The sequence below is a fragment of the Pseudomonas sp. T8 genome, assembly GCF_024610635.1.
Taxonomy (GTDB): domain Bacteria; phylum Pseudomonadota; class Gammaproteobacteria; order Pseudomonadales; family Pseudomonadaceae; genus Aquipseudomonas; species Aquipseudomonas chlororaphis_I.
The window spans coordinates 6,776,444-6,801,916 of record NZ_CP102374.1 but is presented as its reverse complement, the minus strand read 5'-3'; the positions used below and the strand labels follow the sequence as shown (position 1 = coordinate 6,801,916).

Here is a 25,473-nt window from a genome sequence, read left to right as displayed (position 1 = left end):
GGACCGGCGGATATTTTCATGTATGATACGCGCCCCATTTCGTTGCCCGACTGTCCGAGAACACCCCATGCAGCTCTCTTCGCTCACTGCGGTTTCCCCTGTTGACGGCCGCTACGCCGGCAAAACCCAGGCCCTGCGCCCCATTTTCAGCGAATACGGCCTGATCCGTGCTCGCGTCCTGGTCGAAGTGCGCTGGCTCCAGCGCCTGGCCGCCCATTCCACCATCAGTGAAGTACCGGCGTTCTCCGCCGAAGCCAACGCCGTGCTGAACACCCTGGCGGAAAACTTCTCTCTGGAACACGCCGAGCGCGTCAAAGAGATCGAACGCACCACCAACCACGACGTCAAGGCCATCGAGTACCTGCTCAAGGAACAGGCCGCCAAGCTGCCTGAACTGGCCAACGTCAGCGAATTCATCCACTTCGCCTGCACCAGCGAGGACATCAACAACCTGTCCCACGCCCTGATGCTGCGCGAAGGCCGTGACGAGGTGATGCTGCCGCTGATGCGCCAGACCGCCGGGGCTATCCGCGAACTGGCTCTGCGCTTCGCCGACGTGCCAATGCTGTCGCGCACCCACGGCCAGCCGGCCTCGCCGACCACCCTGGGCAAAGAGCTGGCGAACGTGGTGTACCGCCTGGAGCGCCAGATCGCTCAGGTCGCCGCCGTGCCGCTGCTGGGCAAGATCAACGGCGCCGTGGGCAACTACAACGCGCACCTGTCGGCCTACCCGGAAATCGACTGGGAAGCCAACGCCCGCGCCTTCATCGAAGACGAGCTGGGCCTGAGCTTCAACCCGTACACCACGCAGATCGAGCCGCACGACTACATCGCCGAGCTGTTCGACGCCATCGCCCGCTTCAACACCATCCTGATCGACTTCGATCGCGATATCTGGGGCTACATCTCCCTGGGCTACTTCAAGCAGCGCACCATCGCCGGCGAAATCGGTTCCTCGACCATGCCGCACAAGGTCAACCCGATCGACTTCGAGAACTCCGAAGGCAACCTGGGCATCGCCAACGCGCTGTTCCAGCACCTGGCGAGCAAACTGCCGATCTCCCGCTGGCAGCGCGACCTGACCGACTCCACCGTCCTGCGTAACCTCGGTGTCGGTTTCGCCCACAGCGTGATCGCTTACGAAGCCAGCCTCAAAGGCATCAGCAAGCTGGAGCTCAACGCCCAGAAGATCGCCGAAGACCTGGACGCCTGTTGGGAAGTCCTGGCCGAGCCGATCCAGACTGTGATGCGCCGCTACAACATCGAAAACCCGTACGAAAAACTCAAGGAACTGACTCGTGGCAAGGGCATCAGCCCTGAAGCGCTGCAGACCTTCATCGACGCGTTGGAAATGCCTGAAGCCGCCAAGGCCGAGCTGAAAAAGCTCACCCCGGCCAGCTACATCGGTAATGCCGCGGCCCAAGCCAAACGCATCTGATCGATGGCAAGACCTTTGACGTCCGGCAGCGCCGGGCGTTTTTATTCCCGTATGAAAAGTGCATTTTTTCAATAGGTTACACATGAATCCTGATATTCCTCTTCAACTTCTGGGCGGCATCAGCGCACGGGAATTCCTGCGTGACTACTGGCAGAAAAAGCCCCTGCTGATCCGTCAGGCCCTGCCCGACTTCGAAAGCCCGATCGACGCCGACGAACTGGCCGGCCTGGCGCTGGAAGAAGAGGTCGAGTCGCGCCTGGTCATCGAACACGGCGAACGCCCTTGGGAACTGCGCCGCGGCCCGTTCGCCGAAGACGAGTTCAGCAAGCTGCCGGAGCGTGACTGGACCCTGCTGGTCCAGGCTGTCGACCAGTTCGTGCCGGAAGTCGCCGAACTGCTGGAGCATTTCCGCTTCCTGCCGAGCTGGCGCATCGACGACGTGATGATCAGCTTCGCCGCTCCCGGCGGTAACGTCGGTCCGCACTTCGATAACTACGATGTGTTCCTGCTGCAAGGCCACGGCAAGCGCAACTGGAAGATCGGCCAGATGTGCGACGCCGAGAGCCCACTGCTGCAGCACGCGGACCTGCGTATCCTCGCCGAGTTCGAAGAAACCGAGAGCTGGGTCCTGGAACCCGGCGACATGCTCTACCTGCCACCGCGCCTGGCCCACTATGGCGTCGCGGTGAACGACTGCATGACCTACTCGGTGGGCTTCCGCGCCCCGAGCGCCGCCGAAGTGCTGACCCACTTCACCGACTTCCTCAGCCAGTACCTGCCGGACGAAGACCGCTATACCGACGCCGACGTGCAACCTGTCAGCGATCCGCACCAGATCCAGCACGACGCCCTCGATCGCCTCAAGGGCCTGCTGGCCGAACACATGAGCGACGAGCGCATGCTGCTGACCTGGTTCGGCCAGTTCATGACCGAGCCGCGCTACCCGGAACTGGTGGTCGGCCCCGAGTTGGAAGAAGAAGACCTGCTCGGCAGCCTCGAACAGGGCGCCATCCTGATCCGCAACCCGAGCGCGCGCCTGGCCTGGTCCGAAGTCGACGACGACCTGCTGCTGTTCGCCAGCGGCCAGAGCCGCTACCTGCCGGGCAAGTTGCGCGAACTGCTGAAGATGATTTGCGCCGCCGACGCGCTGCACCTCGACAACCTCGGCCCATGGCTGGCGGACGAGGATGGGCGCGGCCTGCTGTGCGAACTGGTCAAGCAAGGAAGCCTGGGATTTGCCGATGAATAAGATTCGCGTACGTGTCGCAGACTGGCAAAAGGATAACGCCGAGATCCGGCGCATTCGTGAAGCGGTGTTCATCGTCGAGCAATCCGTCCCACCCGAACTGGAGTGGGACGCCGACGACGACAGCGCGGTGCATTTCCTCGCGCTCGAAGGCAACTTTCCGATCGGCACCGCACGCCTGCTGCCCGACGGACAGGTCGGCCGGGTATCGGTCCTCAAGGACTGGCGCGGCCTGAAGGTCGGCGACGCACTGATGCAAGCAGTGATCGGCGAAGCCGAGAAACGCGGCCTCAAGCAACTGATGCTCAGCGCCCAGGTTCAGGCCACCGCCTTCTACGAGCGCCTGGGCTTCAGCATCGTCAGCGAGGAGTTCCTGGAAGCTGGCATTCCTCACGTCGACATGGTCCGCGGCAACGCCTGAGCAAGCCCTGCGCAGCAGCGAGCCTGCTGGCGATATCCTGCCAGCCGTCACAAAACGCCCCGCCCTCCCCGGATCCAGCAAGCTAAGCTGGCTCCCTGGAGGCCGGGGCGTTTTGCCATCGGCGATTCAACTTGCCCCACCGCGAGCCGACAAACTGTCAAACTCAAGGCTTCCACCCCTAGCGGAGATAACGGACATGTCCCTACGCACCCTGCTCACGACGCTGCTGCTGACTGCGAGCTTTTCAGTCACGGCCGCGACCGAGATCGTGCCCCTGAACAACCGCACCAGCGCCGACCTGCTGCCCGTCGCGCAGAACTTCCTTGGCAAGGAAGGCCGGGTCAGCGCCTACGGCAACCAGCTGATCGTCAACGCTGAACCGGAGAAGATCGAAGAACTGCGCGCCTTCATCGCGCAACTGGATACTGCCGCCAAACGCCTGCTGATCACGGTCGACACCAACGAAAACAACACCCAGAACAATCAGGGTTATTCGGTCAACGGTGCTCCGCAAACCCGCATCATCACCCGCAGCACCGTCAGCCGCGATGGCGGCATACAGCAGATCCAGGCCAGCGAAGGCATACCGGCCCTGATCCAGGTTGGCCAGAGCGTGCCGCTGACCACCACCCAGACCGATCCTTACGGCCGCCTGCAGAACCAGACCCAGTATCGCAATGTCACCCAGGGCTTCTACGTCACGGCCAGCGTCACCGGCGAAACCGTTCACCTGAGCATCAGTACCAACCGTGACCGCATGAGCCAGGAACGTCCCGATGTAGTGAATGTGCAAAGTACCGACACAACTGTCAGCGGCCGTCTTGGCGAGTGGATCACCCTGGCCGGCGTCAATCGCCAGAACCAGGCCGACAAACAAGCTGAAACCCGCAGCTACTCGACTCAGGGCCGGGATGACATGACCTTGCGAGTGAAAGTCGACGCCCTGGACTAAAGCACCGAAAACTGACTGATTAGTCGTATTAGACCAAAGATGTAGTGTTAGAAAAAAAGCACTACAAAACGTTTGACGAGGCAAAAAACCGAAGGCATGATGGCCTCGCTCCCGCTAATCAGGGGCCCTGGCAAGGGCCTTCGGATCGCCGCTCTAACCTACCCACCTGAGCCGATTCGTGTCTGTACCGCCCACAAGGTGTGTTTGACGAGATTGCGACTGGAACGAGGTTGTCCCGAGGGACGGAAGCTAATTAGGTAGATCGGCAACACACTGATGGTTCGTATGAAGGCCCACGACGCCCGAATGCGCCCGACAGCTGGCCCTCACCTGCTCACTTTCCCCTTGAGCCCATCGTTCACCCGTCGCCATCTGCGCCATAGCCGACTTGACCGCCTAGACTTCTGGTCAGCGAGCAGCCAATTACGCACCTTTGATCCTGCGTATCTGGTGGAGCAAGAATTTTCCACCCCAGACCTATGCGACGAGGTTTATCTCCATGGCACTGACACGCGAACAGCAAATTGCAGCCCTTGAAAAAGACTGGGCTGAAAACCCGCGCTGGAAAGGCGTGACTCGCACTTATTCCGCTGCCGACGTTGTCCGTCTGCGTGGCTCGGTTCAACCTGAGCACACCCTGGCACGCATGGGCGCCGAGAAGCTCTGGAACCTGGTGACCCAGGGTGCCAAACCGTCCTTCCGCCCTGAGAAAGATTTCGTCAACTGCATGGGCGCCCTGACCGGCGGCCAGGCAGTACAGCAAGTCAAAGCCGGCATCCAGGCTATCTACCTGTCGGGCTGGCAGGTTGCCGCGGACAACAACTCCGCCGAATCGATGTACCCGGACCAGTCGCTGTACCCGGTGGACTCCGTGCCGACCGTGGTCAAGCGCATCAACAACTCGTTCCGCCGCGCCGACCAGATCCAGTGGAAATCCGGCAAGAACCCGGGCGACGAAGGCTACATCGACTACTTCGCGCCAATCGTGGCTGACGCCGAAGCCGGTTTCGGCGGCGTGCTGAACGCCTACGAGCTGATGAAGAGCATGATCGAAGCAGGCGCTGCCGGCGTTCACTTCGAAGACCAGCTGGCTTCCGTGAAAAAATGCGGCCACATGGGCGGCAAGGTACTGGTTCCGACCCAGGAAGCCGTACAGAAGCTGACCGCTGCCCGTCTGGCGGCCGACGTTGCCGGCGTACCGACCATCATCCTGGCCCGTACCGACGCCAACGCTGCCGACCTGCTGACTTCCGACTGCGACCCGTACGACCAGCCGTTCGTGACTGGCACCCGTACTCAGGAAGGCTTCTATAAAGTGCGCGCCGGCCTCGACCAGGCCATCGCTCGCGGCCTGGCCTACGCGCCGTACGCCGACCTGATCTGGTGCGAAACCGCCAAGCCGGACCTGGACGAGGCCCGTCGCTTCGCCGAAGCGATCAAGAAGGAATACCCGGACCAGATCCTGTCGTACAACTGCTCGCCTTCCTTCAACTGGAAGAAGAACCTGGACGACGCGACCATCGCCAAGTTCCAGCGCGAACTGTCCGCCATGGGCTACAAGCACCAGTTCATCACCCTGGCCGGCATTCACAACATGTGGCACAGCATGTTCAACCTGGCGCACGACTACGCCCGCAACGACATGACCGCCTACGTGAAGCTGCAGGAGCAGGAATTCGCTGACGCCGCCAAGGGCTACACCTTCGTGGCTCACCAGCAGGAAGTGGGCACCGGCTACTTCGACGACATGACCACCGTGATCCAGGGTGGCTCGTCTTCGGTCACCGCACTGACCGGCTCCACTGAAGAAGAACAGTTCCACTGATTCGACTTCACGCTGAAAAACGGCCATTGCAGACCCGGTAAAAGCTAACTGCAGTGCCGCACATCTGACGCCCCGACTGGTTCGGGGCGTTTTTTTTGCCTGCGACTTTTGCAGCGTCACCGACCAACCCCAAGCTCCAGGAGGAACGAGCCAGCTCGCGATGACCTCGCCCGAGCCTATTGCCAATCAGGCAAAACATTGATCCAGAGCGGTATGCGTGGAGGAAAAAGCGGGTAAAAGGGGCCGCTCGCAACTTGCAGTAACGAGCATATAAAAGACAACTTAGCGGCTCTTCATGGGAATCATTGTTTAAAAGCAGCACCAAATAATATTGATTATCATTTAGAGATGAAGATATTCGTTACAGCGAGGACAAAACATAATTAACAAAACACCCGCTAATGCCCACAGGCCGTGGCTTACGGGGCTTGCAAGAGGAGCCATGTCCTTATTCCGCTAAATAATTTCGCCATGAAAATTTACTTGCCCGGTGTTTAGCCATAAAATCACGGCGATTGATTGCACTGCGACATATCGTCACTGCTTTATTTCTTTATCAAGCTCAGAGACCTTTGCTCTCTGTTAAGGATTACCAGCATGCCCGAAGCGACAGGACTCATGGCCCACAACTGGGGCTTTGCCATTTTCCTTCTGGGTGTAGGCGGCCTCTGCGCCTTCATGCTCGGCGTCTCCAGCCTCCTCGGGTCAAAAGCCTGGGGCCGCAGCAAAAACGAACCGTTCGAGTCCGGCATGCTACCTACCGGTGGCGCCCGCTTGCGGCTCTCAGCCAAATTCTATCTGGTCGCGATGCTCTTCGTGATCTTCGATATCGAAGCCCTCTTTCTCTTTGCCTGGTCTGTGTCCGTCCGCGAAAGCGGCTGGACCGGATTCGTCGAAGCTCTCGTTTTCATAGCAATTCTGTTGGCAGGTCTTGTCTACCTTTGGCGGGTGGGGGCTCTTGATTGGGCTCCGGAAGGTCGCCGTAAGCGGCAGGCGAAGCTAAAACAATGAGGCTTTGGCGATGCAATACAATCTCACCAGGATCGACCCCGATGCTCCTAACGAGCAGTATCCGATCGGCGAACGGGAAACCGTTTCCGATCCGTTAGAAGATCAAGTCCACAAAAACATCTTCATGGGCAAGCTGGAAGACGTGCTGAGCGGCGCGGTCAACTGGGGGCGTAAGAACTCCCTGTGGCCGTACAACTTCGGCTTGTCCTGCTGCTACGTGGAAATGACCACCGCCTTCACGGCGCCCCACGACATCGCGCGCTTCGGCGCCGAAGTTATCCGGGCATCACCGCGCCAGGCGGATTTCATGGTTATTGCCGGAACCTGCTTCATCAAGATGGCGCCGATCATTCAGCGTCTCTACGAGCAAATGCTCGAACCGAAGTGGGTCATCTCCATGGGTTCGTGCGCCAACTCCGGTGGCATGTACGACATCTATTCCGTCGTTCAAGGGGTGGACAAGTTCCTGCCCGTGGACGTCTACGTGCCTGGCTGCCCGCCCCGCCCTGAAGCTTTTCTGCAAGGCCTGATGCTCTTGCAGGAGTCGATTGGCCAGGAGCGTCGCCCACTTTCCTGGGTCGTCGGTGACCAAGGCGTGTATCGCGCCGAAATGCCGTCGCAAAAGGAACAGCGCCGCGAACAGCGTATTCAGGTAACCAACCTGCGCAGCCCCGACGAAGTCTGATTCCAGAGCGCTTCTTACAAAGAACGAAAAACTGGCTTCATTCTTTACGTTGACCGAAAGCGATAAAAAACCATGACTACAGGCAGTGCTCTGTACATCCCGCCTTATAAGGCAGACGACCAGGATGTGGTCGTCGAACTCAATAACCGTTTTGGCCCTGAGGCGTTCACCGCCCAGGCCACCCGCACCGGCATGCCGGTGCTGTGGGTTACCCGCGCCAAACTCGTCGAAGTCCTGACCTTCCTGCGCAACCTGCCCAAGCCGTACGTCATGCTCTATGACCTGCACGGCGTGGACGAGCGTCTGCGCACCAAGCGCCAAGGGCTGCCAGGCGCCGACTTCAGCGTGTTCTACCACCTGCTGTCGATCGAACGTAATAGTGACGTAATGATCAAGGTCGCCTTGTCCGAGAGCGACCTCAGCTTGCCGACCGTGACCGGTATCTGGCCGAACGCCAACTGGTACGAGCGTGAAGTCTGGGACATGTTCGGCATCGACTTCGCCGGCCACCCTCACCTGTCGCGCATCATGATGCCGCCGACCTGGGAAGGTCACCCGCTGCGCAAGGACTTCCCGGCGCGCGCCACCGAATTCGATCCGTTCAGCCTGACCCTGGCCAAGCAACAACTGGAAGAAGAAGCCGCGCGCTTCAAGCCGGAAGACTGGGGCATGAAGCGTTCCGGCGCCAACGAGGACTACATGTTCCTCAACCTGGGCCCGAACCACCCTTCGGCTCACGGTGCCTTCCGCATCATCCTGCAGCTGGACGGCGAAGAGATCGTCGACTGCGTACCGGACATCGGCTACCACCACCGTGGCGCCGAGAAAATGGCCGAGCGTCAGTCCTGGCACAGCTTCATTCCGTACACCGACCGTATCGACTACCTCGGCGGCGTGATGAACAACCTGCCGTACGTGCTCTCGGTCGAGAAGCTGGCCGGGATCAAGGTGCCGGAGAAGGTCGACGTCATCCGCATCATGCTGGCCGAGTTCTTCCGGATCACCAGCCACTTGCTGTTCCTGGGTACCTACATCCAGGACGTCGGCGCCATGACCCCGGTGTTCTTCACCTTCACCGACCGTCAGCGCGCCTACACCGTGATCGAAGCCATCACCGGCTTCCGTCTGCACCCGGCCTGGTACCGCATCGGCGGCGTCGCCCACGACCTGCCACGCGGCTGGGAAAAGCTGGTGAAAGACTTCGTCGACTGGCTGCCCAAGCGCCTCGACGAATACACCAAGGCCGCCCTGCAGAACAGCATCCTCAAGGGTCGTACCATCGGCGTCGCCGCCTACAACACCAAGCAAGCCCTGGAATGGGGTGTCACCGGTGCCGGTCTGCGTTCCACCGGTTGCGATTTCGACCTGCGTAAAGCGCGCCCCTACTCCGGCTACGAGAACTTCGAGTTCGAAGTCCCGCTGGCGGCCAACGGCGATGCCTACGACCGCTGCATGGTCCGCGTCGAAGAGATGCGCCAGAGCATCAAGATCATCGACCAGTGCCTGCGCAACATGCCGGAAGGCCCGTACAAGGCGGACCACCCGCTGACCACGCCGCCGCCGAAAGAGCGCACGCTGCAGCACATCGAGACCCTGATCACGCACTTCCTGCAGGTTTCGTGGGGCCCGGTCATGCCGGCCAACGAGTCCTTCCAGATGATCGAAGCGACCAAGGGTATCAACAGTTATTACCTGACGAGCGATGGCGGCACCATGAGCTACCGCACCCGGATCCGCACCCCGAGCTTCGCCCACCTGCAGCAGATCCCTTCGGTGATCCGCGGCAGCATGGTCGCGGACTTGATCGCGTACCTGGGTAGTATCGACTTCGTTATGGCCGACGTGGACCGCTAAGCATGAACAGCCCGCTTATCCAGACAGACCGTTTCGCCCTCAGCGAAACCGAGCGCTCGGCCATCGAGCACGAGCTGCATCACTACGAAGACCCGCGCGCGGCGTCTATCGAAGCCCTGAAGATCGTCCAGAAGGAACGTGGCTGGGTGCCTGATGGCGCGCTCTACGCCATCGGCGAGATCCTCGGCATCCCGGCCAGCGACGTAGAAGGCGTGGCGACGTTCTACAGCCAGATCTTCCGCCAGCCGGTCGGCCGCCACATCATCCGTGTCTGCGACAGCATGGTCTGCTACATCGGCGGCCACGAGTCCGTGGTCAGCCAGATCCAGAGCGAGCTGGGCATCGGCCTCGGCCAGACCACCGCCGACGGCCGCTTCACCCTGCTGCCGGTATGCTGCCTGGGCAACTGCGACAAGGCCCCGGCGCTGATGATCGACGACGACACTTTCGGCGACGTGCAGCCTGCTGGCGTGGCCAAACTGTTGGAGGGCTACGTATGACCCTGACATCCTTCGGCCCTGCCAACCGCATCCAGCGCAGCCCCGAAACCCATCCGCTGACCTGGCGCCTGCGCGACGACGGCGAGCCGGTATGGCTCGACGAGTACCAGGCCAAGAACGGCTACGCCGCTGCGCGCAAGGCTTTCGCCGACCTGTCCCAGGACGACATCGTCCAGACCGTCAAGGACGCCGGCCTCAAGGGCCGCGGCGGCGCAGGCTTCCCCACTGGCGTGAAGTGGGGCCTGATGCCCAAAGACGAATCCATGAACATCCGCTACCTGCTGTGCAACGCGGACGAAATGGAACCCAACACCTGGAAAGACCGCATGCTGATGGAGCAACTGCCCCATCTGCTGATCGAAGGCATGCTGATCAGCGCCCGCGCGCTGAAAACCTACCGTGGCTACATCTTCCTGCGGGGCGAGTACACCACCGCCGCCAAGCACCTCAACCGTGCTGTGGAAGAGGCCAAGGCCGCGGGCCTGCTGGGCAAGAACATCCTGGGCAGCGGCTTCGACTTCGAGCTGTTCGTCCACACCGGCGCCGGGCGTTACATCTGCGGTGAAGAAACCGCGCTGATCAACTCCCTCGAAGGCCGCCGCGCCAACCCGCGCTCCAAGCCGCCCTTCCCTGCCGCCGTCGGCGTGTGGGGCAAGCCGACCTGCGTGAACAACGTCGAGACCCTGTGCAACGTGCCAGCGATCATCGGCGACGGCGTGGAATGGTACAAATCCCTCGCTCGCGAAGGCAGTGAAGACCATGGCACCAAGCTGATGGGCTTCTCCGGCAAAGTGAAGAACCCTGGCCTGTGGGAACTGCCGTTCGGCGTGACCGCGCGCGAGCTGTTCGAAGACTACGCTGGCGGCATGCGCGACGGCTTCAAGCTCAAGTGCTGGCAGCCAGGCGGCGCCGGTACCGGCTTCCTGTTGCCCGAACACCTGGATGCACAGATGTACGCCGGCGGCATCGCCAAGGTAGGCACCCGCATGGGTACCGGCCTGGCCATGGCGGTCGACGACAGCATCAACATGGTGTCGCTGCTGCGCAACATGGAAGAGTTCTTTGCCCGTGAATCCTGCGGCTTCTGCACCCCTTGCCGCGATGGCCTGCCGTGGAGCGTCAAGCTGCTGCGCGCCCTCGAGAAAGGCGAAGGGCAAGCCGGCGATATCGAGACCCTGCTGGGTCTGGTCGGTTTCCTCGGCCCAGGCAAGACCTTCTGTGCCCACGCACCGGGCGCCGTGGAGCCATTGGGCAGTGCCATCAAGTATTTCCGTCCAGAGTTCGAGGCCGGCATCGCAGCCACCAGTGCTGCCGTCGTCCCGCCCCTGGCCCGGCCGATCGTAGTCGGCGCGTAAACGTATCGAACGAGGGGGGTCCGTGCCGCCCTCGTATCGCCTGAAGACGCCGCGACGCGCCAGGCGAGCACCAAGATTCCATTAGCCACGCCCGCTGACACCGGGCCAACGAAGAACTTTGAACCATGGCCACTATCCACGTAGACGGCAAAGCGCTCGAAGTCGATGGGGCGGACAACCTGTTACAGGCATGTCTGTCACTAGGCCTCGACATCCCTTATTTCTGCTGGCACCCCGCTCTCGGTAGCGTCGGTGCCTGTCGCCAGTGCGCGGTCAAGCAATACACCGACGAGAACGACACCCGTGGTCGCATCGTCATGTCCTGCATGACGCCCGCCACCGACAACACCTGGATCTCCATCGACGATGAAGAATCCAAGGCCTTCCGCGCCAGTGTCGTCGAATGGCTGATGACCAACCACCCGCACGACTGCCCGGTCTGCGAGGAAGGCGGTCACTGCCACCTGCAAGACATGACCGTGATGACCGGCCACAACGAGCGCCGTTATCGCTTCACCAAGCGTACCCACCAGAACCAGGAACTCGGCCCGTTCATCGCTCACGAGATGAACCGCTGCATCGCCTGCTACCGTTGCGTGCGTTTCTACAAGGACTATGCCGGCGGCACCGACCTCGGCGTGTTCGGCGCCCACGACAACGTGTACTTCGGTCGCGTTGAAGACGGCACCCTGGAAAGCGAGTTCTCCGGCAACCTCACCGAGGTCTGCCCGACCGGTGTGTTCACCGACAAGACTCACTCCGAGCGCTACAACCGCAAATGGGACATGCAGTTCTCGCCGAGCATCTGCCATGGCTGCTCCAGCGGTTGCAACATTTCCCCGGGCGAGCGCTACGGCGAACTGCGCCGCATCGAGAACCGCTACAACGGTTCGGTGAACCAGTACTTCCTGTGCGACCGTGGCCGTTTCGGCTATGGCTACGTCAACCGCACAGACCGTCCACGCCAGCCGCTGCTGAACGACGGCACCAAGCTGAGCCTGGACCAGGCGCTGGACAAGGCCGCCGACCTGCTGCGCGGCCGCAATATCGTCGGTATCGGTTCGCCTCGCGCCAGCCTGGAAAGCAACTACGCCCTGCGTGAACTGGTAGGTGCCGAGCACTTCTACAGCGGTATCGAAGCCGCCGAACTGGAGCGCATCCGCCTGGTCCTGCAAGTGCTGAGAAGCAGCCCGCTGCCCGTGCCGACCATGCGCGACATCGAAGACCACGACGCGGTGTTCGTCCTCGGCGAAGACCTGACCCAGACCGCCGCCCGCATGGCCCTGGCCCTGCGCCAGTCGGTCAAGGGCAAGGCCGAAGAAATGGCCGACGCCATGCGCGTCCAGCCATGGCTCGACGCCGCGGTGAAAAACATCGGCCAGCACGCGCTGAACCCGCTGTTCATCGCCAGCCTGGCTGAAACCAAGCTCGACGACGTTGCCGAGGAGTGTGTACACGCCGCTCCCGACGACCTGGCGCGCATCGGTTTCGCCGTGGCCCATGCCCTGGACGCCAGCGCCCCGGCCGTCGAAGGCCTGGACGCCGAAGCCCAGGAACTGGCCAAGCGCATCGCCGACGCCCTCCTCGCCGCCAAGCGCCCACTGATCATCGCCGGCACCTCCCTGGGTTCCAAGGCGCTGATCGAAGCCGCGGCGAACATCGCCAAGGCCCTGAAGCTGCGCGAGAAGAACGGCTCCATCAGCCTGATCGTGCCTGAGGCCAACAGCCTCGGCCTGGCCATGCTCGGTGGCGAATCGGTGGACGCCGCGCTGCAAGCGGTGATCGACGGTAAGGCCGACGCCCTGGTCGTGCTGGAAAACGATCTGTACACCCGCACCGACGCCGCCAAGGTCGATGCCGCGCTGAACGCCGCGAAAGTGGTGATCGTCGCCGACCACCAGAAGACCGCCACCAGCGATCGCGCGCACCTGGTCCTGCCAGCGGCCAGCTTCGCCGAAGGCGACGGCACCCTGGTCAGCCAGGAGGGCCGTGCCCAGCGCTTCTTCCAGGTGTTCGATCCGACCTATATGGATGCCAGCATCCTGGTTCACGAAGGCTGGCGCTGGCTGCATGCCCTGCGCTCTACCCTGCTGAACAAGCCGGTGGACTGGACCCAACTGGACCACGTGACCGCCGCCTGCGCCCAGAGCAACCCGCAACTGGCGCGCATCGTCGATGCCGCGCCATCGGCGTCGTTCCGCATCAAGGGCCTGAAGCTGGCCCGCGAACCGCTGCGTTACAGCGGCCGTACCGCCATGCGCGCCGACATCAGCGTGCACGAGCCACGTACCCCGCAGGACCAGGACACCGCGTTCTCCTTCTCCATGGAAGGTTACTCGGGCTCCGTGGAGCCACGCTCCCAGGTGCCGTTCGCCTGGTCGCCGGGCTGGAACTCGCCGCAAGCCTGGAACAAGTTCCAGGACGAAGTCGGTGGTCACCTGCGTGCCGGTGATCCGGGCACCCGCCTGATCGAAAGCCAGGGCGACAGCCTCGGCTGGTTCGCCAGCGTGCCGCGCGCCTTCTCCCCGGCCCAGGGCACCTGGCAGGCGGTGCCGTTCTACCACCTGTTCGGCAGCGAAGAGAACTCTTCGAAAGCCGCTCCGGTCCAGGAACGCATCCCGGCCGCCTACGTTTCCCTGGCCAAGTCCGAAGCCGATCGCCTGGGTGTCAACGATGGCGCGCTGCTCGCCGTGAGCGTGGCGGGCCAGACCCTGCGTCTGCCGCTGCGCATCAACGACGAGCTGGGCGCTGGCCTCGTGGCCCTGCCAGCCGGCCTGGCGGGCATTCCTCCGGCGTTCTTTGGCAAATCCGTTGACGGTCTGCAGGAGGCAGCGCAATGACCTGGTTCACCCCTGAAGTGATCGACGTGATCCTGGCGGTCGTCAAAGCCCTGGTCATCATGCTGGCCGTGGTGGTCGCCGGTGCCCTGCTCAGCTTTGTCGAGCGTCGCCTGCTGGGCTGGTGGCAGGACCGTTACGGTCCGAACCGCGTTGGCCCGTTCGGCATGTTCCAGATCGCCGCCGACATGCTGAAGATGTTCTTCAAGGAAGACTGGACCCCGCCGTTTGCCGACAAGGTGATCTTCACCCTGGCGCCGGTCGTGGCCATGAGCGCCTTGCTGATCGCGTTCGCGATCATCCCGATCACCCCGACCTGGGGTGTGGCGGACCTGAACATCGGCCTGCTGTTCTTCTTCGCCATGGCCGGCCTGTCGGTCTACGCGGTGCTGTTCGCCGGCTGGTCGAGCAACAACAAGTTCGCCCTGCTCGGCAGCCTGCGGGCCTCGGCCCAGACCGTGTCCTATGAAGTGTTCATGGGCCTGGCGCTGATGGGCATCGTGGCCCAGGTCGGTTCGTTCAACATGCGCGACATCGTCGACTACCAGGCGCAGAACCTGTGGTTCATCATTCCGCAGTTCTTCGGCTTCTGTACCTTCTTCATCGCTGGCGTGGCCGTGACTCACCGTCACCCGTTCGACCAGCCGGAAGCGGAACAGGAACTGGCCGACGGTTACCACATTGAATACGCCGGCATGAAATGGGGCATGTTCTTCGTTGGCGAGTACATCGGCATCATCCTGATCTCGGCACTGCTGGTCACCCTGTTCTTCGGTGGCTGGCACGGTCCGTTCGGCATCCTGCCGCAACTGTCCTTCGTCTGGTTCGCCCTGAAGACCGCATTCTTCATCATGCTGTTCATCCTGCTGCGGGCTTCCATCCCGCGTCCGCGTTATGACCAGGTGATGGACTTCAGCTGGAAATTCTGCCTGCCGCTGACCCTGATCAATTTGCTGGTGACTGCTGCGCTTGTGTTGTTGAACACGCCAGCGGGCGCGGTTCAGTGAGGATTTGACCCATGTTCAAATATATTGGCGACATCGTTAAGGGTACTGGTACCCAACTGCGCAGCCTGGTGATGGTCTTCGGCCATGGCTTTCGCAAGCGCGACACCCTGCAATACCCGGAAGAGCCGGTCTACCTGCCGCCCCGCTACCGTGGCCGCATCGTACTGACCCGCGACCCCGATGGCGAAGAGCGTTGCGTAGCCTGCAACCTGTGCGCCGTGGCGTGCCCGGTGGGTTGCATCTCGCTGCAGAAAGCTGAAACCGAAGACGGTCGCTGGTACCCGGACTTCTTCCGCATCAACTTCTCGCGTTGCATCTTCTGCGGCCTCTGCGAGGAAGCCTGCCCGACCACCGCGATCCAGCTGACCCCGGATTTCGAGATGGCCGAGTTCAAACGTCAGGACCTGGTTTACGAGAAAGAAGATCTGCTGATCTCCGGTCCCGGAAAGAACCCTGATTACAACTTCTATCGTGTTGCAGGTATGGCCATTGCCGGAAAGCCAAAAGGCTCCGCGCAAAACGAAGCCGAGCCGATCAACGTGAAGAGCTTGCTGCCTTAAGGAAGAAAGATGGAATTCGCTTTCTATTTCGCGTCAGGTGTCGCCGTTGTCTCCACGCTACGCGTGGTGACCAACACCAACCCTGTGCACGCCCTGCTCTACCTGATCATTTCGCTGATCGCCGTGGCGATGACGTTCTTCAGCCTCGGCGCACCGTTCGCCGGCGTGCTGGAAGTGATCGCCTATGCCGGCGCCATCATGGTGCTGTTCGTGTTCGTGGTGATGATGCTGAACCTGGGCCCCGCCTCGGTTCAGCAGGAACGCATCTGGCTCAAGCCGGGGATCTGGCTCGGGCCGGTGGTGCTCGCCGCCCTGCTGCTGGTGGAACTGCTGTACGTGCTGTTCAGCCACCAGAGCGGTACCGGTATCGGCCACACCACCGTAGACGCCAAGGCCGTGGGCATCAGCCTGTTCGGTCCTTATCTGCTGGTGGTCGAACTCGCCTCGATGCTGCTGCTCGCCGCAGCCGTCACGGCGTTCCACCTGGGCCGCAACGAGGCGAAGGAGTAAGACCATGCCTACTATCGGAACTATCCCTCTGGAGCATGGCATGGCCGTTGCCGGCATCCTGTTCTGCCTCGGCCTGGTCGGCCTGATGGTGCGCCGCAACATTCTCTTCGTGCTGATGAGCCTGGAGGTGATGATGAACGCCTCCGCCCTGGCCTTCATCGTCGCCGGTAGCCGCTGGGCGCAGCCGGATGGACAGGTCATGTTCATCCTGGTGATCAGCCTGGCAGCCGCCGAGGCCAGTATTGGCCTGGCGATCCTGTTGCAGCTGTATCGCCGCTTCCACACTCTCGATATCGACGCTGCCAGCGAGATGCGCGGATGAACCTTCTCTATCTGACTTTCCTGTTCCCCCTGATCGGTTTTCTGCTGCTGTCGTTCTCCCGTGGACGCCTCTCGGAAAACCTCGCCGCCCTGATCGGTGTCGGCTCCGTTGGCCTGTCGGCGATTGTCGCGGCTTATGTGATCTGGCAATTCAATGTCGCTCCGCCGGAAGGTGGCCACTACACCCAGGTGCTGTGGCAGTGGATGACCGTTGGCGACTTCAAGCCAACCTTCGCCCTGTACCTGGACGGCCTGTCCGTGACCATGCTCGGCGTGGTGGTGGGCGTGGGTTTCCTGATCCACCTGTTCGCGTCCTGGTACATGCGCGGTGAAGACGGTTACTCGCGCTTCTTCGCCTACACCAACCTGTTCATCGCCAGCATGCTGTTCCTGGTGCTCGGCGACGACCTGTTGTTCCTGTACTTCGGCTGGGAAGGCGTGGGCCTGTGTTCGTACCTGCTGATCGGTTTCTACTACAGCAACCGCAACAACGGTAACGCGGCACTCAAGGCCTTCATCGTCACCCGCATCGGCGACGTGTTCATGGCCATCGGCCTGTTCATCCTGTTCCAGCAGCTGGGTACGCTGAACATCCAGCAACTGCTGGTCGCGGCGCCTGCGAAGTTCCAGGCCGGCGACTTCTGGATCGTCCTGGCGACCCTGATGCTGCTGGGTGGCGCGGTCGGTAAATCCGCCCAGCTGCCGCTGCAGACCTGGCTGGCGGATGCGATGGCCGGTCCTACCCCGGTTTCGGCACTGATCCACGCCGCAACCATGGTGACCGCCGGTGTCTACCTGATCGCCCGTACCCACGGCCTGTTCGCCCTGGCGCCGGACATCCTGCACCTGGTGGGCGTCGTCGGTGGCGTGACCCTGGTGCTGGCCGGCTTCGCCGCGCTGGTACAGACCGACATCAAGCGGATCCTCGCCTACTCGACCATGAGCCAGATCGGCTACATGTTCCTGGCCCTGGGCGTTGGCGCCTGGGACGGCGCGATCTTCCACCTGATGACCCACGCCTTCTTCAAGGCCCTGCTGTTCCTTGCCTCCGGTGCGGTGATCGTTGCCTGCCACCACGAGCAGAACATCTTCAAGATGGGCGGCCTGTGGAAGAAACTGCCGCTGGCCTACGCCAGCTTCATCGTCGGCGGCGCGGCCCTGGCGGCCCTGCCACTGGTCACCGCCGGTTTCTACTCCAAGGACGAGATCCTCTGGGAAGCCTTCGCCAGCGGTAACCATGGCCTGCTGTATGCCGGTCTGGTGGGGGCCTTCATGACCTCGCTGTACACCTTCCGCCTGATCTTCATCACCTTCCACGGTGAAGCCAAGACCGAAGCCCACGCCGGCCACGGCATCAGCCACTGGCTGCCGCTGTCGGTGCTGATCGTTCTGTCGACCGCCGTCGGCGCCATGATCACCCCACCGCTGCACGGTGTGCTGCCACTCAGCGTCGGCCATGCCGGCGGCGAAGCCAAGCACAGCCTGGAACTCGCGTCCGGCGCCATCGCCATCGCCGGTATCCTGCTGGCCGCGCTGCTGTTCCTCGGCAAGCGTCGCTTCGTTACCGCCATCGCCAACAGCGGCATCGGCCGCCTCCTCTCGGCCTGGTGGTTCGCTGCCTGGGGCTTCGACTGGATCTACGACAAACTGTTCGTCAAACCATATCTGGCGATCAGCCATGTACTGCGCAAAGACCCGCTCGACCAGACCATCGGTCTGATCCCGCGCCTGGCCAAAGGGGGCCACAACTCCCTGAGCCGTACGGAAACCGGTCAACTGCGTTGGTACGCCGCCTCGATGGCTGCTGGTGCCGTGCTGGTTATCGGCGCCGTCGTGCTGGTAGCGGTCTGATATGAACCTTGCGAACTTGCGAAAGGAATTGAGCCCGTCATGATTCTGCCTTGGCTAATCCTGATCCCCTTCATCGGCGGCCTGCTGTGCTGGATGGGTGAGCGCTTCGGCGCCACCCTCCCCCGCTGGATTGCGCTGATCACCATGTCCCTGCTGCTCAGCCTCGGCCTCTGGCTGTGGGCCCACGGCGACTATTCACTCGCTCCGGCGCCTGGCGCCGATCCGACCTGGACCCTGGAGTTCAAGCACGTCTGGATCGAGCGCTTCGGCATCAACGTGCACCTGGCCCTCGACGGCCTGTCGCTGTTGATGATCCTGCTGACCGGCCTCCTGGGCGTGCTTTCCGTCCTCTGCTCCTGGAAAGAGATCCAGCGTCACGTGGGCTTCTTCCACCTGAACCTGATGTGGATCCTGGGCGGTGTCGTCGGCGTGTTCCTCGCCCTCGACCTGTTCATGTTCTTCTTCTTCTGGGAAATGATGCTGGTGCCGATGTACTTCCTCATCGCGCTCTGGGGTCACAGTTCTTCGGATGGCAAGAAAACCCGGATCTACGCCGCGACCAAGTTCTTCATCTTCACTCAGGCTTCCGGTCTGATCATGCTGGTGGCGATCCTCGGTCTGGTGCTGGTCAACTTCAACGACACCGGCGTGATTACCTTCAACTACGCCGACCTGTTGAAGACCAAGATGTCGACCACCACCGAGTACGTGCTGATGCTCGGTTTCTTCATCGCCTTCGCGGTGAAGCTGCCAGTGGTGCCGTTCCACTCCTGGCTGCCCGATGCCCACGCCCAGGCACCGACCGCGGGTTCCGTGGACCTCGCGGGGATCCTGCTGAAGACCGCGGCCTATGGCCTGCTGCGCTTCGCCCTGCCGCTGTTCCCGAACGCCTCGGCCGAGTTCGCACCAATCGCCATGACCCTGGGTCTGATCGGGATCTTCTACGGTGCCTTCCTGGCCTTCGCCCAGACCGACATCAAGCGCCTGGTGGCATTCTCCAGCGTTTCGCACATGGGCTTCGTGCTGATCGGCATCTACTCCGGCAGCCAGCTGGCCCTGCAGGGCGCGGTGATCCAGATGCTGGCTCACGGTCTGTCGGCAGCGGCACTCTTTATCCTGTGCGGCCAGTTGTACGAACGCACCCACACCCGCGACATGCGTGAAATGGGTGGCCTGTGGTCGAAGATCGCCTACCTGCCAGCCATCAGCCTGTTCTTCGCAGCAGCCTCGCTGGGCTTGCCGGCGACCGGTAACTTCGTCGGCGAATTCCTGATCCTGATCGGTACCTTCGCCAGCGCGCCATGGGTCACCGTGCTCGCGACTTCCGGCCTGGTGTTCGGTTCGGTCTATTCGCTGATCATGATTCACCGCGCCTACTTCGGCCCGGCCAAGTCGGACGCGGTCCTGCACGGCATGGACGCTCGCGAACTGATCATGGTGGTCGGCCTGGCGGCGCTGCTGATCTACATCGGCATCTACCCGCAACCGTTCCTCGATACCTCTGCCGCCACGATGAGTGGCGTGCAGCAATGGCTCGGCACCGCCTTCACTCAACTCGCTTCGGCCCGGTAAGAGCGCTATGGACTTTACGATTCAACACTTTATCGCGCTTGCGCCGCTGTTGATCACCAGCCTCACCATCATTGTGGTGATGCTGGCTATCGCCTGGCGTCGCAACCATTCGCAAACCTTCCTGCTGTCGGTCGCCGGTCTGAACCTGGCGTTGCTGTCGATCCTGCCGGCCCTGAAAGTCACCCCTCTGGCGGTGACTCCATTGCTGCAGATCGACCAGTTCGCCTGCCTGTACATGGCGCTGATCCTGGTGGCCACCCTGGCCTGCGTCACCCTCGCCCACGCCTACCTGGGCGACGGCGGCACCGGCTACCCGGGCAACCGCGAAGAGCTGTACCTGCTGATCCTGATGGCCGCCGCCGGTGGCCTGGTCCTGGTCAGCGCGCAACACCTGGCCGGCTTGTTCATCGGCCTGGAGCTGCTCTCGGTACCGGTCTACGGCCTGGTGGCTTATGCCTTCTTCAACAAGCGTTCGCTGGAAGCCGGCATCAAGTACATGGTGCTGTCGGCCGCCGGTTCCGCGTTCCTGCTGTTCGGCATGGCCCTGCTCTACGCCGAAGCCGGCAGCCTGAGCTTCAACGGCATCGGTCAGGCCCTGGCCGCGACCGGCCTGCCTAGCCCGCTGGCCCAACTGGGCCTGGGCATGATGCTGATCGGCCTGGCGTTCAAGCTGTCGCTGGTGCCCTTCCACCTGTGGACCCCGGACGTCTACGAAGGGGCTCCGGCGCCTGTGGCGGCCTTCCTGGCCACCGCGAGCAAGGTGGCGGTGTTCGCGGTGATGGTGCGTCTGTTCCAGATCTCGCCGGTAGCCAGCAGCGGTGTCCTGAACACCGTGCTGACCCTGATCGCGATTGCCTCGATCCTGTTCGGTAACCTGCTGGCGCTGACCCAGAGCAACCTCAAGCGTCTGCTGGGTTACTCGTCCATCGCCCACTTCGGTTACCTGCTGATCGCCCTGGTGGCGAGCAAGGGCCTGGCGATGGAAGCCATCGGCGTCTACCTGGTCACCTACGTGATCACCAGCCTCGGCGCCTTCGGCGTGATCACCCTGATGTCCTCGCCTTACAAGGGTCGCGATGCGGATGCCCTGTACGAGTACCGCGGCCTGTTCTGGCGTCGTCCGTACCTGACCGCGGTACTGACCGTGATGATGCTGTCCCTGGCCGGTATCCCGCTGACCGCGGGCTTCATTGGCAAGTTCTACATCATCGCCACCGGTGTCGAAGCGCACCAATGGTGGCTGGTCGGTTCCCTGGTCCTGGGCAGCGCCATCGGCGTGTTCTACTACCTGCGCGTCATGGTCACCCTGTACCTGATCGAGCCGAACCTGCGCCGCGTCGACGCCCAGCTGCACTGGGAACAGAAAGCCGGCGGCGTGATGCTGCTGGCCATCGCGGTCCTGGCGTTCTTCCTCGGCGTCTACCCACAACCGCTGCTGATCCTGGTCCAGCAATCCGGTCTGGCGGGCTGATCGCTCAAGAACGATCCGCAGCAAAACAAGACGGCGCCTTCGGGCGCCGTTTTGTTTTCCGAAGAAAAACCGCCCTGCCCTTCCTCCTGCCACCTGAAAGGAATTGCCTTTCAGGCTTTAAAGACGCGTCCTACGTCTCATCCTGATTGCCAAGTCTAAGGTCATTAAAAGGCGACGAGCGCCATGCGCAACGCCTTGACCTCTCGACCCATTCAACCAAAAATATACGCAGATCACGTACAGATCATGGGCGCACTTTTTATTGAGCTGCCCCCGTTCCAACGCCATCGACAGGACTACCTGGACGACGAGCTTTTTCGTAATTTGCAGCTTGAGTTGCTGAAAGCCCCCGAAGCCGGAGATCTCATCGAGAGAACCGATGGCTTGCGCAAGATCCGCTTTGTCGATGAGCGACGGCACAAGGGCAAACGCGGCGGGATCCGGGTGATTTATTACTGGTGGTCCGGAGACGCCCAATTCTGGCTCTTCACCCTTTACGCAAAGAACGAGCAGAACGACCTGACACCCCATCAGAAAAAACTGCTCAAGCAACTGCTGAACAGAGAAGTCGAGGCGAGAACCCATCATGAAACGTGACATCTTTTCCGAACTGGTCGAAGGTTTCGACGCCCTGGCCAAAGAGCGCCAAGGCAAGCTCACGCTGCGCACCTACAAGGTCAAGCTGAACGCGCTGCTCCCGATCACCGCTGAAGAAGTGCTGGCCGTGCGCGAGCAGTTGAACCTGTCCAGATCGGTATTTGCCATGTACCTGCGCACCAATACTCGGACCCTGGAGAACTGGGAGCAAGGACGGGCAAAACCCAACGCTCAGGCCACCACCCTGATCCGCCTGGTACAGCGTTTTCCCGATACGGTGGAGCGGCTGGCAGCACTGGCCTGAAGGTCTGCGCTGGTTCGAGGACGTCATCGCGGGCAAGCCTCGCTCCGACGGATCACCTTCTTCTGTAGGAGCGAGGCTTGCCCGCGATAACAATGGTCCGGGCACTACAGCTCCCAAAACAGAACGGCACCCGAAGGTGCCGTTGCGCATTACCGATCCACAACCTTACTTGCGCGCCGCCTCCCACGACTTGAGCAGTTCGTTGTAGCTCACGGTCTCGCCCTGGGGTTTCTCGTTGGCCAGTTTCGGTTTCGGCGCGCCCGGTTGGTCGAACCAGTATTGCGCGTCGCGCTCGGGGTTCATTTTCGGGGCGCAGGTGGCCTGGGCTTTCGAGCGCTCGAGCCGGGTCATGATTGCGTCCTGGTCCTTGGCCAGGCCATCGAGTGCCTGTTGCGGGGTTTTCTCGCCGCTGGCCGCTTCGGCGATATGGCTCCACCACAGCTGTGCCAGGCGTGGATAGTCCGGCACGTTGGTGCCGGTCGGCGTCCACTGCACGCGGGCCGGACTGCGATAGAACTCCACCAGGCCACCGAGTTTCGGCGCCAGGTCGGTCATCGCCTGGGAGTTGATGTCCGACTCGCGGATCGGTGTCAGGCCGATGATGGTTTTCTTCAGCGACACGGTTTTCGAGGTCACGAACTGGGCATAGAGCCAGGCCGCGAGTTTCTGTTTCTCCGGAGTGGACTTGAGGAAGGTCCAGGAACCGGCGTCCTGATACCCCAGCTTCATGCCCTCCTCCCAGTACGGCCCCTTGGGCGACGGCGCCATGCGCCATTTCGGCGTGCCGTCGGCGTTCATCACCGGCAGGCCCGGCTTGGTCATGTCGGCGGTGAAGGCGGTGTACCAGAAGATCTGCTGGGCGATATTGCCCTGGGACGGCACCGGCCCGGATTCGGAGAAGGTCATGCCCGCCGCTTCCGGTGGCGCGTACTTTTTCATCCAGTCGACGTACTTGGTGGTGGCGAACACCGCCGCCGGGCCGTTGGTGTCGCCGCCGCGGGTCACGCTGGAGCCCACCGGATGGCAATCCTCGACGCGGATCCCCCACTCGTCCACCGGCAAACCGTTGGGCAAGCCCTTGTCGCCGCCGCCGGCCATGGAGAACCAGGCATCGGTGAAGCGCCACCCCAGGGACGGGTCCTTCTTGCCGTAGTCCATATGCCCGTAGACCCGCTTGCCGTCGATCTCCTTGACGTCCTCGCTGAAGAACTTGGCGATGTCCTCATAGGCCGACCAGTTCACCGGCACACCCAGCTCGTAGCCGTATTTCTCCTTGAACTTGGCTTTCAGGTCGGCACGCTCGAACCAGTCGGCTCGGAACCAGTACAGGTTGGCGAACTGCTGGTCGGGCAGCTGATAGATCTTGCCGTCCGGCGCGGTGGTGAAGGAGATGCCGATGAAGTCCTTGATGTCCAGGGTTGGCGAGGTGTAGTCCTTGCCCTCGTTGGCCATCAGGTCGGTGATGGATTCGGTCTTGCCGTAACGAAAGTGCGTGCCGATCAGGTCGGAGTCGTTGACCCAGCCGTCATAGATGTTCTTGTCCGACTGCATCTGGGTCTGCAGCTTCTCCACCACGTCGCCTTCCTGCAGCAGGTCGTGGGTCAGCTTGATCCCGGTGATTTCACTGAAGGCCTTGGCCAGCACCTTGGACTCGTATTCATGGGTGGCGATGGTCTCAGAGACCACGTTGATCTTCATCCCGCGAAACGGCTCGGACGCCTTGATAAACCACTTCAGCTCTTCCAGCTGTTGTTCCGCAGTCAGGGTGGATGGCTTGAACTCGCTGCCGATCCATTTTTTCGCGGCGTCCTCATAGGCGTCGGCCCAGGCCGTCGCGCTCAAGCCGCTCAGAGCCAGCATGGCCGCCAATGAAACGCTATGTCGCAGCTTATTGTTTTTGTCGAACATAGAGACCTCCCGGTTAAGTTCAAAGAGGACCGATACCAATACCTCCCTGTAGGAGCGAGCTTGCTCGCGAAGGTCGCTAACGATGACGCGTAGAACCAGCCTGTACGCGGCGCGCTGGAATTCTTCGCGAGCAAGCTCGCTCCTACAGGAATGGGTATCAGCATTAGCCCCAACGCATCACAGCCAACAGCCACACCAGGGACAGCACGAACGCCACCCAGATGCTCCAGTCGGTGACGCCGATTACCAGCAGATGCAGGTAGGCGCTGCCGAGAAGACCGATAAACAGGCGATCGCCACGGGTGGTGGCAATCGGCAGGAAGCCGCGCCGAGGGATGCTCGGCGAACGTAATTCCCACGTGGTCATGCCCAGCAGGATCAAGGCAATGACACCGAAGAATGCCGCCGTCGGGGCGGTCCAGTTCATCCATTCCATCAACGGATCCTCATACCCGGCCCAGGGCGAAGCCCTTGGCCACATGGTTGCGAACAAACCAGATCACCAGCATGCCCGGCAGGATGGTCAGCACCCCGGCCGCCGCCAGCACACCCCAGTCGATACCGGAGGCGGACACGGTGCGGGTCATCACCGCGGCGATCGGCTTGGCGTTCACCGAGGTCAGGGTCCGCGCCAGCAGCAGCTCGACCCAGGAAAACATGAAGCAGAAGAACGCCGTCACGCCGATCCCCGAGCCGATCAGCGGGACGAAGATCTTCACGAAGAACTTGGGAAAGCTGTAGCCGTCGATGTAGGCGGTCTCGTCGATTTCCTTCGGCACCCCGGACATGAAGCCTTCGAGAATCCACACCGCCAGCGGCACGTTGAACAGGCAGTGGGCCAGGGCCACGGCAATGTGCGTATCGAACAGGCCGATGGACGAATACAGCTGGAAGAACGGCAGCAGGAACACCGCCGGCGGCGCCATGCGGTTGGTCAGCAGCCAGAAGAACAGGTGCTTGTCGCCGAGGAAGCGGTAGCGCGAGAACGCATAGGCCGCCGGCAGTGCCACACTCAGGGAAATCACCGTGTTCAGGCTGACGTAATACAGCGAGTTGAGGTAGCCGGTGTACCAGCTGGGGTCGGTGAAGATCACCTTGTAGTTGTGCCAGGTGAAGTCCTGGGGCCACAGGGTCAGGCTGCCGAGGATCTCGTTGTTGCTCTTGAACGACATGTTCAGCAACCAGTAGATCGGCACCAGCAGGAACAGGATGTAGATCAGCAGCGGTATCAGCTTGCGCTTGGTCATG

23 protein-coding genes are annotated in these 25,473 nt (G+C 61.9%); 20 read left to right on the top strand and 3 right to left on the bottom strand.

The annotated features are described in order from the left end of the window. Positions 1–67 precede the first annotated feature (67 nt). The 20 genes from purB (at position 68) to NRG23_RS30780 (ending at position 22,317) form a co-directional block, all read left to right on the top strand. Positions 68–1,438: an adenylosuccinate lyase gene (purB, locus tag NRG23_RS30875; protein WP_257373223.1), complete on the top strand. Its 1,371-nt coding sequence runs from the start codon at positions 68–70 to the stop codon at positions 1,436–1,438. Positions 1,439–1,520: 82 nt separating this feature from the next. After that, positions 1,521–2,687 carry a cupin domain-containing protein gene (locus NRG23_RS30870; RefSeq protein WP_009049780.1) on the top strand — a complete coding sequence of 389 codons (1,167 nt, stop codon included), beginning with the start codon at positions 1,521–1,523 and terminating at the stop codon, positions 2,685–2,687. Next, a complete protein-coding gene (locus tag NRG23_RS30865; RefSeq protein ID WP_257373222.1) occupies positions 2,680–3,105 on the top strand; it encodes a GNAT family N-acetyltransferase in 426 nt (141 codons plus the stop codon). Before NRG23_RS30870 ends, NRG23_RS30865 begins: the two co-directional genes overlap by 8 nt. Before the next feature lie 196 nt (positions 3,106–3,301). Then, positions 3,302–4,057, top strand: coding sequence for a secretin N-terminal domain-containing protein (locus tag NRG23_RS30860; protein ID WP_025804702.1), 756 nt, complete (start codon positions 3,302–3,304; stop codon positions 4,055–4,057). Between the two features lie 499 nt (positions 4,058–4,556). Then, positions 4,557–5,882 (top strand): isocitrate lyase, encoded by a 1,326-nt coding sequence (aceA, locus tag NRG23_RS30855; RefSeq protein ID WP_007929188.1) that lies wholly within the window; start codon positions 4,557–4,559, stop codon positions 5,880–5,882. Between the two features lie 597 nt (positions 5,883–6,479). Continuing rightward, entirely contained in the window at positions 6,480–6,893 is a 414-nt protein-coding gene (locus NRG23_RS30850; RefSeq protein ID WP_007929187.1) for an NADH-quinone oxidoreductase subunit A, read from the top strand. A gap of 10 nt (positions 6,894–6,903) precedes the next feature. Continuing rightward, on the top strand, positions 6,904–7,578 hold the full coding sequence (locus NRG23_RS30845) for an NADH-quinone oxidoreductase subunit B family protein (RefSeq protein WP_007929186.1): 675 nt from the start codon (positions 6,904–6,906) through the stop codon (positions 7,576–7,578). 72 nt (positions 7,579–7,650) lie between these two features. Next, complete coding sequence (gene nuoC / locus NRG23_RS30840; protein ID WP_009049783.1) at positions 7,651–9,432, top strand: NADH-quinone oxidoreductase subunit C/D; 1,782 nt, start codon at positions 7,651–7,653, stop codon at positions 9,430–9,432. A gap of 2 nt (positions 9,433–9,434) precedes the next feature. Further along, positions 9,435–9,932: an NADH-quinone oxidoreductase subunit NuoE gene (gene nuoE / locus NRG23_RS30835; protein WP_009044589.1), complete on the top strand. Its 498-nt coding sequence runs from the start codon at positions 9,435–9,437 to the stop codon at positions 9,930–9,932. Then, positions 9,929–11,287, top strand: a complete 1,359-nt coding sequence (gene nuoF / locus NRG23_RS30830) for an NADH-quinone oxidoreductase subunit NuoF (protein ID WP_009049785.1) — start codon at positions 9,929–9,931, stop codon at positions 11,285–11,287. The genes nuoE and nuoF overlap by 4 nt, the downstream gene beginning before the upstream one ends. Before the next feature lie 125 nt (positions 11,288–11,412). Then, positions 11,413–14,127, top strand: coding sequence for an NADH-quinone oxidoreductase subunit NuoG (nuoG, locus tag NRG23_RS30825; protein ID WP_038633648.1), 2,715 nt, complete (start codon positions 11,413–11,415; stop codon positions 14,125–14,127). Further along, positions 14,124–15,131, top strand: a complete 1,008-nt coding sequence (gene nuoH, locus NRG23_RS30820) for an NADH-quinone oxidoreductase subunit NuoH (RefSeq protein WP_007929607.1) — start codon at positions 14,124–14,126, stop codon at positions 15,129–15,131. The genes nuoG and nuoH overlap by 4 nt, the downstream gene beginning before the upstream one ends. Before the next feature lie 11 nt (positions 15,132–15,142). After that, positions 15,143–15,691, top strand: a complete 549-nt coding sequence (gene nuoI, locus NRG23_RS30815; RefSeq protein ID WP_003223795.1) for an NADH-quinone oxidoreductase subunit NuoI — start codon at positions 15,143–15,145, stop codon at positions 15,689–15,691. Between the two features lie 9 nt (positions 15,692–15,700). Beyond that, on the top strand, positions 15,701–16,201 hold the full coding sequence (gene nuoJ / locus NRG23_RS30810; protein WP_009049787.1) for an NADH-quinone oxidoreductase subunit J: 501 nt from the start codon (positions 15,701–15,703) through the stop codon (positions 16,199–16,201). A 13-nt stretch (positions 16,202–16,214) separates the two neighbouring features. Next, positions 16,215–16,523, top strand: a complete 309-nt coding sequence (gene nuoK / locus NRG23_RS30805; protein WP_023964387.1) for an NADH-quinone oxidoreductase subunit NuoK — start codon at positions 16,215–16,217, stop codon at positions 16,521–16,523. Further along, complete coding sequence (gene nuoL / locus NRG23_RS30800; RefSeq protein WP_009049789.1) at positions 16,520–18,373, top strand: NADH-quinone oxidoreductase subunit L; 1,854 nt, start codon at positions 16,520–16,522, stop codon at positions 18,371–18,373. Before nuoK ends, nuoL begins: the two co-directional genes overlap by 4 nt. 39 nt (positions 18,374–18,412) lie before the next feature. Further along, positions 18,413–19,945 (top strand): NADH-quinone oxidoreductase subunit M, encoded by a 1,533-nt coding sequence (nuoM, locus tag NRG23_RS30795; RefSeq protein ID WP_009049790.1) that lies wholly within the window; start codon positions 18,413–18,415, stop codon positions 19,943–19,945. Positions 19,946–19,952: 7 nt separating this feature from the next. Continuing rightward, positions 19,953–21,416, top strand: a complete 1,464-nt coding sequence (gene nuoN, locus NRG23_RS30790; RefSeq protein ID WP_007929613.1) for an NADH-quinone oxidoreductase subunit NuoN — start codon at positions 19,953–19,955, stop codon at positions 21,414–21,416. 246 nt (positions 21,417–21,662) lie between these two features. Beyond that, positions 21,663–22,013, top strand: coding sequence for a toxin (locus NRG23_RS30785; protein WP_038636757.1), 351 nt, complete (start codon positions 21,663–21,665; stop codon positions 22,011–22,013). Then, positions 22,003–22,317 carry a DNA-binding transcriptional regulator gene (locus NRG23_RS30780; RefSeq protein WP_009049793.1) on the top strand — a complete coding sequence of 105 codons (315 nt, stop codon included), beginning with the start codon at positions 22,003–22,005 and terminating at the stop codon, positions 22,315–22,317. The genes NRG23_RS30785 and NRG23_RS30780 overlap by 11 nt, the downstream gene beginning before the upstream one ends. Positions 22,318–22,482: 165 nt before the next feature. Here NRG23_RS30780 and NRG23_RS30775 read toward each other — a convergent pair whose 3' ends face one another. The 3 genes from NRG23_RS30775 to NRG23_RS30765 all read right to left on the bottom strand — a co-directional run bounded on the left by NRG23_RS30775 (position 22,483) and on the right by NRG23_RS30765 (position 25,472). Next, a complete protein-coding gene (locus NRG23_RS30775; protein WP_257373220.1) occupies positions 22,483–24,225 on the bottom strand; it encodes an ABC transporter substrate-binding protein in 1,743 nt (580 codons plus the stop codon). Between the two features lie 163 nt (positions 24,226–24,388). Further along, a complete protein-coding gene (locus tag NRG23_RS30770; protein WP_009049795.1) occupies positions 24,389–24,661 on the bottom strand; it encodes a DUF2160 domain-containing protein in 273 nt (90 codons plus the stop codon). A 10-nt stretch (positions 24,662–24,671) separates the two neighbouring features. Next, on the bottom strand, positions 24,672–25,472 hold the full coding sequence (locus tag NRG23_RS30765; protein WP_007929618.1) for a carbohydrate ABC transporter permease: 801 nt from the start codon (positions 25,470–25,472) through the stop codon (positions 24,672–24,674). Position 25,473 lies beyond the last annotated feature (1 nt).